The 14,799-nt window shown below is 38.6% G+C and carries 10 protein-coding genes; 2 read left to right on the top strand and 8 right to left on the bottom strand.

What is annotated here, in order from left to right:
* Positions 1 to 5 precede the first annotated feature (5 nt).
* Genes SK086_RS09545 through SK086_RS09535 form a run of 3 tightly spaced genes read right to left on the bottom strand, consistent with a single transcriptional unit; the run spans position 6 to position 3,360 of the window.
* Positions 6 to 959 (bottom strand): MlaD family protein, encoded by a 954-nt coding sequence (locus tag SK086_RS09545; RefSeq protein WP_290875952.1) that lies wholly within the window; start codon positions 957 to 959, stop codon positions 6 to 8.
* Between the two features lie 49 nt (positions 960 to 1,008).
* Positions 1,009 to 2,175, bottom strand: coding sequence for an N-acetylmuramoyl-L-alanine amidase family protein (locus tag SK086_RS09540; RefSeq protein ID WP_407652324.1), 1,167 nt, complete (start codon positions 2,173 to 2,175; stop codon positions 1,009 to 1,011).
* A gap of 30 nt (positions 2,176 to 2,205) precedes the next feature.
* Positions 2,206 to 3,360 carry an N-acetylmuramoyl-L-alanine amidase gene (locus SK086_RS09535; protein WP_324691231.1) on the bottom strand — a complete coding sequence of 385 codons (1,155 nt, stop codon included), beginning with the start codon at positions 3,358 to 3,360 and terminating at the stop codon, positions 2,206 to 2,208.
* Between the two features lie 134 nt (positions 3,361 to 3,494).
* Between SK086_RS09535 and SK086_RS09530 the strand changes: the two genes are divergently transcribed.
* Together SK086_RS09530 and SK086_RS09525 are read left to right on the top strand one after the other, a co-directional pair.
* On the top strand, positions 3,495 to 6,158 hold the full coding sequence (locus SK086_RS09530) for a putative LPS assembly protein LptD (RefSeq protein WP_324691229.1): 2,664 nt from the start codon (positions 3,495 to 3,497) through the stop codon (positions 6,156 to 6,158).
* A 39-nt stretch (positions 6,159 to 6,197) separates the two neighbouring features.
* Positions 6,198 to 6,578 carry a RidA family protein gene (locus SK086_RS09525; protein ID WP_324691227.1) on the top strand — a complete coding sequence of 127 codons (381 nt, stop codon included), beginning with the start codon at positions 6,198 to 6,200 and terminating at the stop codon, positions 6,576 to 6,578.
* Between the two features lie 57 nt (positions 6,579 to 6,635).
* Here SK086_RS09525 and SK086_RS09520 read toward each other — a convergent pair whose 3' ends face one another.
* The 5 genes from SK086_RS09520 to SK086_RS09500 all read right to left on the bottom strand — a co-directional run bounded on the left by SK086_RS09520 (position 6,636) and on the right by SK086_RS09500 (position 14,787).
* On the bottom strand, positions 6,636 to 7,010 hold the full coding sequence (locus SK086_RS09520) for a methylglyoxal synthase (protein WP_290875958.1): 375 nt from the start codon (positions 7,008 to 7,010) through the stop codon (positions 6,636 to 6,638).
* Positions 7,011 to 7,064: 54 nt separating this feature from the next.
* Entirely contained in the window at positions 7,065 to 7,916 is an 852-nt protein-coding gene (locus SK086_RS09515) for a BadF/BadG/BcrA/BcrD ATPase family protein (RefSeq protein ID WP_290875960.1), read from the bottom strand.
* Between the two features lie 143 nt (positions 7,917 to 8,059).
* On the bottom strand, positions 8,060 to 9,067 hold the full coding sequence (gap, locus tag SK086_RS09510; protein WP_324691225.1) for a type I glyceraldehyde-3-phosphate dehydrogenase: 1,008 nt from the start codon (positions 9,065 to 9,067) through the stop codon (positions 8,060 to 8,062).
* A 57-nt stretch (positions 9,068 to 9,124) separates the two neighbouring features.
* Complete coding sequence (gene pfkA / locus SK086_RS09505) at positions 9,125 to 10,111, bottom strand: 6-phosphofructokinase (protein WP_290872904.1); 987 nt, start codon at positions 10,109 to 10,111, stop codon at positions 9,125 to 9,127.
* 140 nt (positions 10,112 to 10,251) lie between these two features.
* On the bottom strand, positions 10,252 to 14,787 hold the full coding sequence (locus SK086_RS09500; RefSeq protein WP_324691223.1) for a translocation/assembly module TamB domain-containing protein: 4,536 nt from the start codon (positions 14,785 to 14,787) through the stop codon (positions 10,252 to 10,254).
* Between the last annotated feature and the right edge of the window lie 12 nt (positions 14,788 to 14,799).

Raw genomic sequence — 14,799 nt, 5'->3', positions numbered from 1 at the left:
GTGTTTTACTTGGTAATTGTATCGTTAACCGGCGCTTTGTAAGGTTTGTTTTTCTTACCGAAAAGCGAAACATTGATATAGCGGGTTGGGTTCAATCGTAAATCTTGCAAGAGCAATTCCAACTCTTTGGAACTTTTAGCGAAGTTATTATACAGCGCTTCATCTTTGGCTAATTTGCCCAAAGTGCCTTTTCCGGATTGCATATCGGCCATTAGCTTGTCTACGCTGGCCAATGTTTTTTCGAGATTTTTAACGGTTTGAGCGATATTGGCTTTGGCTAAAGAATCGGACATTTTACTCAAATTGGCCGATGTCTTCTCGAAATTAGTCATCGTACTATTGATTTTACCTTTGTTTTCTGCCAGCATTCCGTTTACTGTCGCCGAGGCTTCTTTAAACTCGGCTAAAGTAGCATTCAGATTTTCCAAACTACCTCTAAGGTTTTGCTTGGTTTTTTCGTCTAACACTTGATTGATATTAACCAACATTGTATTGGCATTTTCCAAAACCTTATCCAATTTTTCTTTGATAGGTTTGATTTGGTTGGATACTTCTTCGGTTAGTCCTAATTTGTTAGCCGACTTTAAGAAATCGCCTGAAACGGCAATATCTTGAGTTTCCGTATTGGGTAAGATGGCGATTTGTTTGCCGCCGATAGGTCCCGGAGCATACAATTCGGCCACACTGTTTTTGGGTATTTTATAATCGCCATTGATTTGAAGTTCAACTAATGAAGTCCAGTCATCTTGTAATACAATAGAGTTTACTTTTCCAACTGTCAATCCGTTGATAGTTACCGGAGCAGCAGCAACCAAACCGTCAACATTAGTATAGGTAACGTAGTATTTATTGTAACTGGACAATAAATCTCTACCCTTCAAGAAACTGTATCCCCAAATAAACAATAAAATAGAGGCAATAACTAAAATGGCTGTTTTGATTTCTCTGGTAATTTTCAAAGCTGATTTTTTTGGCAAAGTTAAAATAAAATACTAAAACTCCTTGTTATTATTGTTTTAAAGCTTCTTGCACAGACACTTTTTTACCGTTTTTAAATGCAATCACAAAAGCCGATGTAAACCCTTTGGCTTTGGCTTCTGCTAACAACTTTTTGGCTTCCTCATAGCTCGAAGTTTCGCCATACATATACTTGTATAAAGTGCCTTCATTGGCAACCGAAATATTATTCAACCCTTTGAAATTACTCGGAACAGGCTCTAATTTAGTGCCACTCGCAGACAATTGCACTTTAAAAGTAGCCACACCGTTATTGACTACTAAAGGTTTAGGCTCAACTTTGGGTTCCGCCTTTTTTACCTCTGGTGTTTTAGTATTTTTGGTTACAGCCGGCGAATCAACTGTTTTGATATTTTCTACTTTTTGGGAAGGTCTTACCGAAATATCACCTTCTCCAGTACCGTAAAACTCTTTTTTGTATTTTAGAATGGCATTGGCTATGGCTTCGGCGATGGCTTGTTGACCTTCCTCTGAATCCAATCGATTACCTTCTTCAGGATTAGAGATGAATCCCATTTCAATTAAAACTCTCGGCATGTATGCTTTATGTAAAACCATGAATGGTGCTTGTTTTACGCCGCGACTTTTAGAACCGCCTTTCATGAAAAATTCCTGAACATTGCCGGCCAAAGCAATGCTGCCTTCCATAAACTCTTCTTGTTGCACCACCAAACCGATAAAGGTTTCCGGAGATTTCGGATCAAAACCTTGGTATTTTTGTTTGTAATCCTTCTCCATAGTGATTACCTCATTTTCCTTTTTGGCAGCTTCCAAGTTGGAGGCGTTTTTGGACATACCCATCACATAGGTCTCCGAACCACAAGCGGCAGTATTCTTGTTCGCATTACAATGGATGGACACAAAAATATTGGCATCTGCCCTGTTGGCGATGTTGGCGCGTTCAATCAAATCGATAAACACATCTGTTTTACGGGTATAAACGACTTCTACCGCTGAGTTTTTTTCCAGAATTTTACCTACTTTAAGCACCACAGCCAAAGCGATGTTTTTTTCTATATGTCCGTGATATACGGCACCAAAGTCATGCGCACCGTGACCGGCATCGAGTGCTACTTTAAATTTTTCGCCGGATTGGGCCAGCGTTACATTGGCCATGAATAATAAAATCGTCCCTACAACTGCGCTGAGTCCTTTCATTGGTTTTATCAATTTCAAATAGTATTAGAATTATTTTACGGCTACCGTTTTACCATCTTTAATTACCACAACAAAAGCATCAGAGAAACCGCTTTTTTTTGCTTCTTGACACAACTTTTTGGCTTCGTTCAAATCGGAGGCGCTGCCGTAAAAATACTTGTATAAATTGTTGTCGAAGGTAAATGATATTGCTTTCAAACCTTTAAAATCAGGCGAAGTCACGTCTCTCTTTTTGGAAGAAGCAAAAAGCTGTATTTTGTATTTACCATTTTCGGAAGTCGGCACAACAACCGTATCCGACTGTTTAACTTCCGCTACTTCTTGGGTAATTGCTTTGGTTATTTCTTTGACATCTTCTTTGGCCGGTTTTGGTGGTTTTACAATTGGTTTATCCTCTTCAACTGAAGCATTTTCGCTAAAAAATTCTTTTTTGTAAGCCATAATAGCTTTGGCGATTTGCTCTGCCATTTGATCTTGGCCTTCCTCTGAATTCAAATATTCTCCTTCTTCTTTATTAGATAAAAAACCCAACTCAATTAACACGCCAGGCATGTAAGCCGCATCTAAAACCCAAAGAGGTTGCTGTTTTACACCACGGGTTTTGCGGCTTAAATTATTTGTAAAATTGTCCTGAATGATGGACGCTAAAGTGATACTACTATTGAGATTATCTTCCTGTTTGATTTTCAATCCGGCTAAACTTTCGGGTTTGTGCGGATCGAAACCTTCGTATGTTTTTTTGTAATTGTCCTCAAGCAAAATTACCGAGTTCTCTTTTTTGGCTACTTCCAAGTTCATGTTGCTTCGAGACAATCCCATCACGAAAGTTTCAGTTCCGGCCGGCGTTTGGTTGGTAACCGAGTTACAATGTATAGACACAAACAAATCGGCATTAATTTTATTAGCAACTTTCGGACGGTTTACCAATTCGATAAAAACATCGGTTTGACGGGTGTACACTACCTCAAAATCCTTTTGTTTTTCGAGTAAGTCGCCAACTTTAAGCGTGGTTTTCAGCGCAATTTCCTTTTCTACAAAACCGTGATAAGAATTCCCCGGATCTTTTCCGCCATGACCGGCATCTAAGACCACTGTAAATTTGGTGTTTTTTTTCTGAGCCATCGCTGTGATAACACAAAACGACAGCAGCAATAAAAATATATTTCTGTGGGTAAACAAAAGCATTAAATCTAAAAGTTAATTTTAATTAAAACCGAAAGGTTATAAAATCATTATTTCCTTATTTTTGACCGAAAATATTGTTTAAGTTTGTCCCGTCAAAAATCAAGCCATACTTCTACAAAAATAGCATTAAACCTTTGCAAAGAAAGTTAATTTATATCGTTTTTTTAACAATTTTCCTAACAGTAGGAAAGCACAAAACTTATTCGCAAGATGCTCCTCCAAAAAGTGGAAGCTTTCCGGCTAAAAACCAAACAGATAGCACCAAAGTAGCCTTACCTGAACTGATTAAGGCAATTGATTCCACCAAAAAAGACAGCTTGAAACCCAAAAAAGCTTTATTGGAAGATAAAATCAAAAGGAAAGCGGTAGATTACGAAAAAATCAATCAAAAAAAGAAGCAAATCACGCTATACAATCAAGCTGAAGTATATTATCAAGATATCGAATTGAAATCGGGTATCATTGTAATCGACTATGAAAAAGAGGAAGTATATGCCGGAAGAATAAAAGATTCGACAGGAAAATACACGCAGTTACCGGTTTTTAAACAAGGCAGTAATGTGGTTGAACCGGATTCGATTCGATTTAATTTCAAAACCAAAAAAGCTTTGGTATGGAATTCCAGAACAGACCAAGGCGAATTCAAAGTAAAAGCAGCCATCACCAAAAAAGAAAACGATTCGGTTTACTTTATGAAAGGTGCGCGCTTTACTACTTCTAAAGACATCGAAAATCCGGAATACTATTTTCAAACCAACAAAGTAAAATTAGTGCCCGGTAAAAAAGTGGTGGTTGGTTTTACCAATATGGTCATTGCAGATGTACCAACGCCATTGGCTTTGCCTTTTGCTTTCTTTCCGATGACAGAAAAAGCGCGCTCCGGGATTATTATGCCAACTTACAACGACAGTAACACCAGAGGTTTTTCATTGCAAAACGGAGGTTATTATTTTGCGTTAAGCGATTATTACGATTTAGCGGTTTTGGGCGATTACTACACCAACGGAAGTTATGGTTTTCGCTTTGAGTCTTCATACGGAAAGCGATACAAGTTTAACGGCAATGTGAATGTTCGATTTGAAAACCTCATCAACAGTGAAAGAGGTTATCCTGATTATGCCCGAAGCAACATCTACAACATCCAATGGTCGCATTCTAAAGACAGTAAATCAAATCCGAATTCCCGATTTTCGGCTTCAGTTAACTTAGGAAGTAGTACCTATTTCCGTCAATCGTTGAACCAAATTAACGTAGGTTCAACTTTGAACAATACTTTAAGCTCATCTATTTCGTATTCTAAAACCTTCAATTCTGTCCCGCAAGTGAATTTGTCGTTAACGGCTACACACTCGCAAAATACCAACACAGAGCAAATCAACATGACCTTGCCGACGCTGCAAATGAGTGTCGATCGTTTGTTCCCTTTTGCCCCCAAAGAAGGTATAAAAAAAGGCTTTTTCAAAAACATCAACTTCCAATACAACCTGAGAGGTGAAAACCGAATCAACACGACGGATTCCTTGTTTTTCAAACCCGAAATGTTTAAAAATGCTTTGTTAGGTTTCCAACACAGCATTCCGCTTAGCACCAACTTTAAAGTTTTCAAACATTTCAGTGCTTCCACTTCGGTAAACTACAACGAAGTTTGGTATTTCAAAACCATTCAAAAGGAATTTGATGCGACACAAAACACAATAGTAAATAACGAAGTCCGCGGCTTTGACGCCTTTAGAACGTATTCCTTTTCAGCCGGTATAGGAACAACCATTTACGGTACTTTTAATTTTGGCGATAAGAAAAAAATCCAGGCCATTCGCCACGTGATGAGACCAAACATCTCCTACAGTTACACACCAAGTTTTTCAAAATATTACGACACTTATGATCCGGACGGTAGCGGTACTATGCTGAAACAATACACCCGTTTTGAAGGTGGAATTTTCGGTGCTCCGGGTCAGAATATGTCTAATAACATCGGTTTTACTTTGAGTAATACATTTGAAGCGAAGGTAACCGATAAAGATTCGACCAAAACTGAGCCGAAAAAAATTATGTTGTTGAACAACTTGAACTTTTCCACCAGTTATGACATCACCGCCGATTCATTGCGTTGGGCACCAATGCGCGTTAGTGGTGGAACACAGATTTTGAAACAAAAAATGAACATCAACTTTGCGGCTACTTTGGATCCGTATGCTATCAACAATTCCGGGCAACGCATCAATACTTGGAATATTGACAACGGTGGCAGTTTGTTCCGAATGACCAGTGCCAACCTAACCATAAACTATGCATTTGCAAGTTCCGATGGTGAAGGCGAAAAGAAAAATAAACAAGGCGAAAGAAACGGTGGTCGAGGCGATGATTTATTTGGCACCAACACCGATTTGAGTGACCGAAGGGACAGCCAATTTGACGACAGCGGTGACAATGAAAATGTAGTGTCAGAGTTCTTCAAATACAAACTGCCTTGGGACATGAACTTGGCTTATGCCCTAACCTATTCTAACAACCGCAGGGAACAAAAAATCACCGGAAATTCGTTAATGGTTTCCATGAACACCGATTTAACACCAAAATGGAAAATCGGAGTATCAACCGGTTATGATTTTGTGCAAAAAGGCGTGACTTTTACCCAATTCCGTTTTGAGCGCGACTTGTTAAGTTGGCGCATGGATTTCAATTGGGTACCTTTTGGCGACAATGCGTATTGGGGATTCTTTATCGGAATAAAATCGGGTGTGTTGAGCGATATCAAGTGGGACAAACGTTCGTTACCGGATAGAACCTTAAGGTAAGATTTACGAAGTTTGAAGTACGAAGTTTAAATATATATTATGAAAAAAATAATTTTTACCGATAAAGCACCGGCGCCGATTGGTCCGTATAATCAAGCCGTTTTAATAGACAATACTTTGTATACTTCAGGGCAGATTGCTTTAGACCCAAATACAATGGAATTGGTTTTAGACGATATTGAAACCGAAACCAAACAAGTAATGGAAAACATGAAAGCCGTTTTAGCTGCCGCCGATATGACTTTTGCCGATGTAGTTAAAACAACCATTTTCATTATGAATATGGGCGACTTTGCCCGCATTAACGCAGTTTACGGCAGTTATTTTGACGAAGCTACTGCGCCGGCCAGAGAAACGGTTCAAGTGGCTTGTTTGCCTAAAAATGTGAATGTAGAAATTTCGATGATCGCTGTTAAATAGCTTTCAAAATTCAACTAAATAAAAAAAATCCTTTGTTTAGCACAAAGGATTTTTTTATTACTTAACCTCATCCAATCCCAACAATAATAGCTGAGCGGTGGCTTCGTTAGTAGCCAAAGGAATGTTATGCACATCACAAATCCGGATGAGCATGTTGATGTCGGGTTCGTGCGGATGGCTTGAATTCGGATCTTTGAAGAATAAGACCATTTTGGTTTTGCCTTCGGCTACACGCGCGGCTATTTGCGCATCACCACCTAAAGGTCCGGACAGCATTTTTTTGACTTTAATCCCAACGGCTTCTACTTTACCACCAGTAGTTCCGGTAGCAATAAGTTTGATATTCTCTTTCTCCAGTATGTGCTTGTTTTTATTGATAAACTGCACCATATCAGCCTTTTTGCCGTCGTGTGCTATAATGGCTATTTCCATAGTATAATTTTTAGTAAAAATAAAAAATCCCGACGAATCGGGACTTTAAAATGATTATTTATTCAGAATGTGGTAAGCAATCAAACCGTCAATCGGGCGGCGTAACACATTGCCTAATTGGATACCGTAACTGTTGAGTACTTGCTCCAATTCGTCTTTCAAATAAAATGCAATCGAGCCTACAAAATGCACCGGTACTTTGGTACAATTATCAAACTGCATGATGTAGTTTTCCACAAAATCAGTCATTTCTGCTTTGATGAACTTCTGACAGAACTCGGTGTCTTTGTGTTTGATTAAAAACTTGGCGAAAGTTGCTAAATACGCGTTTGGATTCGGTTCTTTGTACAAATTGGCTTTGATGTAATCCGGATCGACATTGTATTCTTCTTCAAATTCCTTAGCCAAATCGGCCGGCATTTTTCCGAAGTAATACCCGCGAATCAAATGACGTCCGAAACGATTTCCGGAGCAATCATCCATGGCAATATAGCCTAACGATTGTACTTTTTGGTGCAATACTTTACCGTCAAAGTAACTGCAGTTAGAACCCGTTCCTAAAATACAAACAATCGCTTCTTCGTCTTTAGGCGTTGTGGCATAGACTGCCGCATATGTATCTTCGTGTACAGAAACCACCGCATTGGAAAAATAGTTTTCGAATACTTTGGTCAAAAAGTTTTTCATTCTGTCGGTACCGCAACCGGCACCGTAAAAGAACAAATGTGTGGCTTTGTCTTTGTTGTGTTCGATATCGAATTTATCGTCTAAGCGATGGATGATTTCTTCTTCGTTCAGCACTTCCGGATTTAATCCTAAAGATTGGGTTGTAAAAAGCACTTTACCGTTATCGTCTATGGCAATCCAATCGGCTTTGGTAGATCCGCTGTCAACTAGTAATTTCATAATGAATTAAGCATTACGAATTAGGAGTTACGAATTGATATGAGTCTCAAATCATAAAACTTAATTCTCTTTATTATTTCGGTTTGGTTGTTTGTTAGGTATAAAAAATCCCGTCCACAAAACTGCAGACGGGATTTCAGTTATTATAAGTTGGCAATATGTACCGATAAATCGATTAACTTACTGGAATAACCGTATTCGTTATCGTACCAAGAAACCAATTTGAAGAACGTTGAATTCAAACCGATTCCGGCTTTAGCGTCTACAATAGAGGTTCTGGCATCGCCGACAAAATCTTGTGAAACCACATCGTCTTCCGTAAATCCTAAAATACCTTTCATTTCGTTTTCAGAAGCTTTTTTCAATACTGCCATGATGTCTTCGTAGCTGGTTTCTTTGGCTAATTTCACGGTTAAGTCTACCACAGAAACGTCTACAGTTGGTACACGAAAAGACATTCCGGTTAATTTTCCGTTTAACGACGGGATTACTTTTCCAACAGCTTTAGCTGCTCCGGTAGAAGAAGGAATGATATTTACGCTGGCAGCACGTCCGCCTCTCCAATCTTTACGAGAAGGTCCGTCGGCAGTCATTTGAGTTGAAGTAGTGGCGTGAACGGTAGTCATTAATCCTTCTACAATTCCGAAATTATCGTTGATTACTTTGGCCAAAGGTGCCAAACAGTTGGTGGTACATGAAGCATTAGATACTACAGTATCAGTAGCTTTTGCTTCGTGGTGGTTCACACCCATTACAAACATAGGAGCATCGGCAGACGGCGCAGAAATCACTACTTTTTTAGCACCTCCGGCGATGTGCGCTTGAGCTGTTTCCAAAGTGGTGAAAAAGCCGGTACATTCGGCCACTACATCCACATCAACGGAAGCGTCATCCCATTGGATTAATTTCGGATCTCTCTCGGCAGTTACGCGGATGAATTTATCGTTTACATACAACTTTCCGTCTTTTACTTCCACTTTACCGTTGAAACGCCCGTGAACCGAATCGTATTTTAATAAATAAGCCAAATGATCTACATCTAATAAATCGTTGATGGCTACTACTTCTACATTATCTCTGTTAAAAGTTTCTCTGAAAACAATTCTTCCAATTCTTCCGAAACCGTTAATTCCTAATTTTACTTTTGACATTTTATCTGTATTACTGATTAAATTATTATTGTTATTGATTTTTGGTTTTGCTGTTGACTAAGTGGTCATGATGTCGGATACACGCAACAACTCTTTGTCGATTTCCGAATGACCTTTGATGGCTTGTTCTAATGGAGTCAAGGCTACTTTATCGGCAAGCAAGCCAACCATAAAATTGGTTTTCCCTTCTAACAAAGATTCTACTGCTTTTACGCCTAAACGCGACGCTAAAACGCGGTCAAAACACGAAGGCGCGCCACCGCGTTGCATGTGTCCTAAAACGGAAACACGAACGTCGTATTCCGGCAAATTGGCTTCTACATAATCTTTCAATTCAAATACGTTTTTACCAATTTTATCACCTTCGGCAATCACTACGATACTCGATGATTTTCCGGAAGCTTTGCTTTTCTTTAATGAATCTAACAAACGGTCTAATCCTAAATCTTCTTCAGGAATCAGAATTTCTTCTGCCCCGGCACCGATTCCGGCGTTCAAGGCAATGTGACCGGCATCGCGACCCATAACTTCTACAAAAAACAAACGATTGTGGGAACTGGCGGTGTCTCTGATTTTATCGATAACCTCAACAACGGTATTCAAAGCAGTGTCATATCCTAGAGTGTGACTGGTTCCGAAAATGTCGTTATCAATAGTCCCTGGTATACCCATCACCGGAAAATCGAATTCATTATTAAAGACTTCCGCTCCGGTAAAAGAACCGTCACCACCAATAACTACTAAAGCATCTACACCGGCAGTTTTCAAATTTTGATAAGCTTTTTGACGGCCTTCCGGTGTCATAAATTCCTTAGAACGTGCCGATTTTAAAATAGTTCCGCCTTTGTTTACGATATTGTTCACACTACGCGGACCCATTTCTTTAAAATCGCCTTCAATCATACCTTGATAGCCTCGGTAAATACCGATACATTCTACATTGTGGTAGGCACAAGTTCTAACTACTGAACGGATAGCAGCATTCATTCCCGGTGAATCACCTCCGGAAGTTAACACTCCTATCTTTTTTATATTTTTAGACATAATTGATGTATTAAAATGTAAAATTAGCAAAGAGACAGTAGTTTTTTACCCATATTATCAAGATATTAATAATATGACTAAAATTCAATCGTTTTCGTTGATAAGTTTTTAGTTTGTTATGATGAAAAGAAAGTGAAAAGTTAATCTTCGGTAGGAACAGCTTCTTTGTTTGAGGATGGTTCGGGTTTCTTTTTGTCCTTTTCTTCTGCTTTTTTCGATTTCATGTTCATGCCCTCAGGAAACATATCGGAATCGTGGTCGTCGTGGTTGGCTGTTTTGACCCTATCAATTTTTGCCTTTTTGAAGATTCTGTTGATGAGTTCTTTCATCGTATCAAAATCGACTTCATAAGACATACCGATTCCTTGGGTGTATCCAATCCCTTGACCTATATAAGTAATGTCGTTTTCTTTGTTGAAGACTCTCAGATTCAAAGTTCCGTCTTCGTTTACTCTGTATTGCACTTCCACATCGCCTACAATGGCGGTTTCGGTAATGCCGCCAACCGGAACGCCTACTTTTCCGTTAACAGTAATACGGTCGTTGATTTTAGAAGAAACAGTTACTCCGATACGACCATCGGTTTGTTGTCCGGTAGCAGTTCTGTCGGCCACTACATATTCGGGCGCAATAGAAATCTTGTCGTTATCGCCTGAGAAAATATCTTTAAATAAACTACTCGCCTTTTCGTATAAATTATTAGACAATTGGTTTTGGTTTACACCATCCTGACTCAAGAAACTACCGGTAGACAATAGGTACAACGCTTGGGTTTGGCGCTTGTCTTTGTCATCGAGTTGGTATTGAATTTCGGATTTAAGCGAACTACTGACATTGGGGAAATTGATATTGAAATCGGGTTCCGGACTGGCTAAATTTCCTTTCACACCAATGACTACTTCTACGTCAATTTTTTTGTTAAACGACGGATTGTCAATCAAAACTGCCGGATTGGCTGTAGTCACATAAACCGCTTCTAAATTCAGTGTAGCCGCCATCGGATCACCGGCCCAAATGATAGAACCGCCTTTTTTAACTTCAAATTTCTTATCGATTAAACCACCATATTTAAAATTATACGAACCTTCTAAGGCTATAAAATCACCAAACATCTCAAACTTACCCATCGTATTGATACGGAACAATAAAGTTCCGTATCCTTTGCCTTTCATTCCGTGTCCGGAATCGCGGTTCAAAATCACTTCAATATCGGCATCTTTGGTAATCTCAAAATTGAAATCTAATTCGAGACCATTATACTTTTTGTTCAGCGCTAATTTATCCTTATTGTTCTTGTTTTTCTCAGCCGGCGTTTTGAAATGGATAAAACTATTTTCTTCTACAGACTCAGCTTCATTAATCGGAATTTTAACATCGGTACCTTTCGCTGATTCGGCATTAACGGTAATCATTAAACTTTCGGTTGGTCCTTTGATGGTAGCCGAACCATTCATAAATGCCTGACCAAAATAAGCCGCATCTTCGTGGTCTTTGGTGTTCAACGCTAACAATCGATTGGAATTAACAGCCAAATCCAACTGCCAATCGCCAAACTGTTTGTGTTTGATAAAGCCACTCAAACTGCCTTGTGTATCAAATTTGGTATCGGTGATCGTGGTTTCACGTATGATGAATTTGTTTTCGGTTACGTCAACTATGGAATTGTTTACAAATTGGTAATCGGTATTCAAATACGGTATCGTTAGTCCGGCTTCGTTGATAAAGAGTCGACCGTTGTAATCCAAACTATTGATATTTCCGTCAATTCGAGCATTTCCTGAGGCAAATCCGCGAATATTGGTAATTACATCGCCGCCAATTTTACTCAATATCCCCAAATTGAATTTGTCAAAACTCAAATCAACATCCAACAAAGTTTGATCGTCTACAATTTCCAATTTACCGTCGGCTTCAAAGGAATCAAAATTATCATTTTCCAGATTGGAAGTCAGGTAAAACTTCTTGAGCGATTCATCACCTGAAATATCCAAATTCAGTTTACCTAAAGCAATGCCGTTGACAGATAAACTGTCGATTTGCAAGGTTGATGTTGGCTGAAAGACCGTATTGGTTTGTTTGAAGTTGACTTTCCCGTCCAAAATACCGTCGAAACGAAACTTGTCGACGTCGGGTGTGACTTTATTCAAATTGACATCTTTAAAAGACAACTGTAGATCTTTATTGACTTTATCTGCAATCAAGCCTACAAAATTGATGCTTTGATTTTCGTGTGAAAGGATTAAATCTTGGAAAGAGAAATTGGTCAGCTTTTTATCGAAAACAATTTTATTTTCCTTCAAATCATCTTTTTCATTTAGGTACCAAAGATAGTCTTTGAACTGCAACTCCGATTTGGTGAAACCAACCACATTTTTGTTTTCGTTGTTGATGGTATGGTAAAAATTCAGGTTGTAAAAATCCAGTCCTTTTTTACCGCCTTTGAACTCGGTTCTAAACTGCAAAGTATCATTAGCAAAGGTATTAATCATACTGAAATCCCTGATTTTGTAATGCTTCGTTTTGATAGAATCCAATTGAACATAAGCGTTGTACAACGGATTTTGGTTGTCGACTTGCAAAGTGACATTGTCGAAAACATTCTCATAAGCAACGACTTGCTTCGAATTAAAATCAAGGTTGAAGTTTTTACTGTCGGAGCCGATATTTCCTTTTAATTGGGTGTTGGCCGAGAGCGAAATATCGGGATTAAAGATTTCGATTATTTTACTGTTGATGTCGAAATTGAATTTCAGGTATTGTCCCGGTAAAACCTTATTGGGCTTGTAATTGGCATAAAAACTTCCCAACGAGTTTTCCACCATTTTTTGTACCTGATTGAATTTATATTTACCAACCACTGCGCCTTGAATGGCATCGGGCGAATTGACAATGATGGTTCTTTCGCCGTTGGTATCGAAACTCGAATTGACTTCCAATAAATCGACGAAATAAATGTCTTTTTTATTCTGATAAGACGCATTGCTCAACACCAAATTCCCTTTGAGATTGTCAAACGAATTCCCGGTAGCTTTCACTACAATATCGCCTTTGAAAACCGCAATGGAGTCTTTAAGGAAGTTGAGTTTGTCCAGATTGACATAATCGATTTTACTGTGGAAATCATAAATGTTTTCTTTGGCCGATAAATCTACCGTTCCGTTGAAATCCATGTACAAATTAGGATCATTAGCAATCACTTTTCCGGAGAATATAGGTTGCTTGAACTTCCCGTCGACTATGATATTGCTGTAATTGTAGTTGTTGAATTTCAACTTGTAAATATCGCCTACAAAAGAAGTATTGAGGTATTTCTGGGTAAATCCTTGGCCTTCTATATCCAAATCGAGGCTCGCTCGGCCAACGGTTTTGTCGTTAATTAACGTTCCGATGTCAAAATTGTCAAGGATAACATAGCCTTTGTATTGGGCATTGTCGATGTTATCGATATTAGACATTTTTAAACTGGATTCCACTAATCCTAGAGCCGTATTCATAACGAAATCAGCATTGATGTGTTTTTGAGTCACTTCCGCTTCGCCTGTGAATTGAAACTGTCCGAATTTTTGTAAAGACGTTGGCAATTTCTTGCCGAGTATGTTGGGCAATAACTTTGTCAAATTGTTGTAGTTGGAAGATATTTTATCAAAATCACCCTTCATATAAAACGCACCCGGACTGCGCGGAAATAGATTTTTAAAATTGACATCTCCTCGAATAATCGAGTTTTTATCGTCTCTTAAATACAAATTAGTCGCTACAAAATTATTGAGCGTACCTTTGATTTTCGATTTTAAAAAGAAGGTTTTATTCTTTCCTAATTCGGCATAAAAATGACGAATATCGTTAGTAGCGATAGTTGCTTTATCCAAGGCAACGTCAAAAACCACTTTGTTATTGAAGTTGCTGAAGTCTTTGTTTTCTCGGCTGTAACTTAAAATAACCTTGCCTTCTAAATAGGATTCATCGGTTTTGAGTGTTAAATTCTCCAAACTGATGTTTCTCTTAGTATACCCAAAATCGGAAGTCAAATTTTTCACATACAAACCGCGATGATCTTGAAAAGACATTTCAGCAATTTGTGCCGTTACATTCGGTCCTTTGATTTTGAATTGTTTCAGATGCGCATTGAGTTTGGTAAAATCGGCATCTTTCGGAACGGCTCTGTTGTAATCGGTTATGGTAAAATGGGAATTCTTGATGTATACATTTCCTGAAGTCATTAAAAACTTCCCGGAACCCGGCTTGCCATCGTCAAAAGCGGCGACAAACAAATCCAAGTTGGTGTCTTTTTCCTTTTTATAGTTAACGATGTTCAAGGTTAATGCATCAAATCGCAAATCACCGAATCGGAGTTTACCATCGACTAAATTCTTAAAATCTAAAATACTGGTTTTAATCCTGTCGGCGTAAATCAGCGTATCCTTGTGATGGTCTAACACCAAAACGGTTTTGAGCTTAACACCGCCAAAAACGGTAATCGCTACTTCGTCGATGTTGATATTCGTACCAAAATCTTTATTGAGTTTATCCGTAGCGTAATGGGCAATTTTAGTTTGAACCACCGGAAGGGAAAGCGCAAAAGCCAACAATAGCAACAGTAACAGCAACACAGCTAAGGTGCGCAATACAATCTTTCTGACTTTGATGAGCTTGTTATTTTTTTTATTTTTTTCCAAATGGTGTACTGA

Source organism: Flavobacterium cheonhonense (assembly GCF_035671315.1).
Taxonomy (GTDB): Bacteria; Bacteroidota; Bacteroidia; order Flavobacteriales; family Flavobacteriaceae; genus Flavobacterium; species Flavobacterium cheonhonense.
The sequence above is the reverse complement of the archived record's forward strand: the minus strand, read 5'-3'. Positions and strand labels throughout refer to the sequence as shown.

Coding starts and splice junctions, on each gene's coding strand:
- SK086_RS09540 (WP_407652324.1), bottom strand. CDS start 2,175: ATGAAAGGACTCAGCGCAGTTGTAGGGACGATTTTATTATTCATGGCC.
- SK086_RS09535 (WP_324691231.1), bottom strand. CDS start 3,360: ATGCTTTTGTTTACCCACAGAAATATATTTTTATTGCTGCTGTCGTTT.
- SK086_RS09525 (WP_324691227.1), top strand. CDS start 6,198: ATGAAAAAAATAATTTTTACCGATAAAGCACCGGCGCCGATTGGTCCG.
- SK086_RS09520 (WP_290875958.1), bottom strand. CDS start 7,010: ATGGAAATAGCCATTATAGCACACGACGGCAAAAAGGCTGATATGGTG.
- SK086_RS09515 (WP_290875960.1), bottom strand. CDS start 7,916: ATGAAATTACTAGTTGACAGCGGATCTACCAAAGCCGATTGGATTGCC.
- gap (WP_324691225.1), bottom strand. CDS start 9,067: ATGTCAAAAGTAAAATTAGGAATTAACGGTTTCGGAAGAATTGGAAGA.
- pfkA (WP_290872904.1), bottom strand. CDS start 10,111: ATGTCTAAAAATATAAAAAAGATAGGAGTGTTAACTTCCGGAGGTGAT.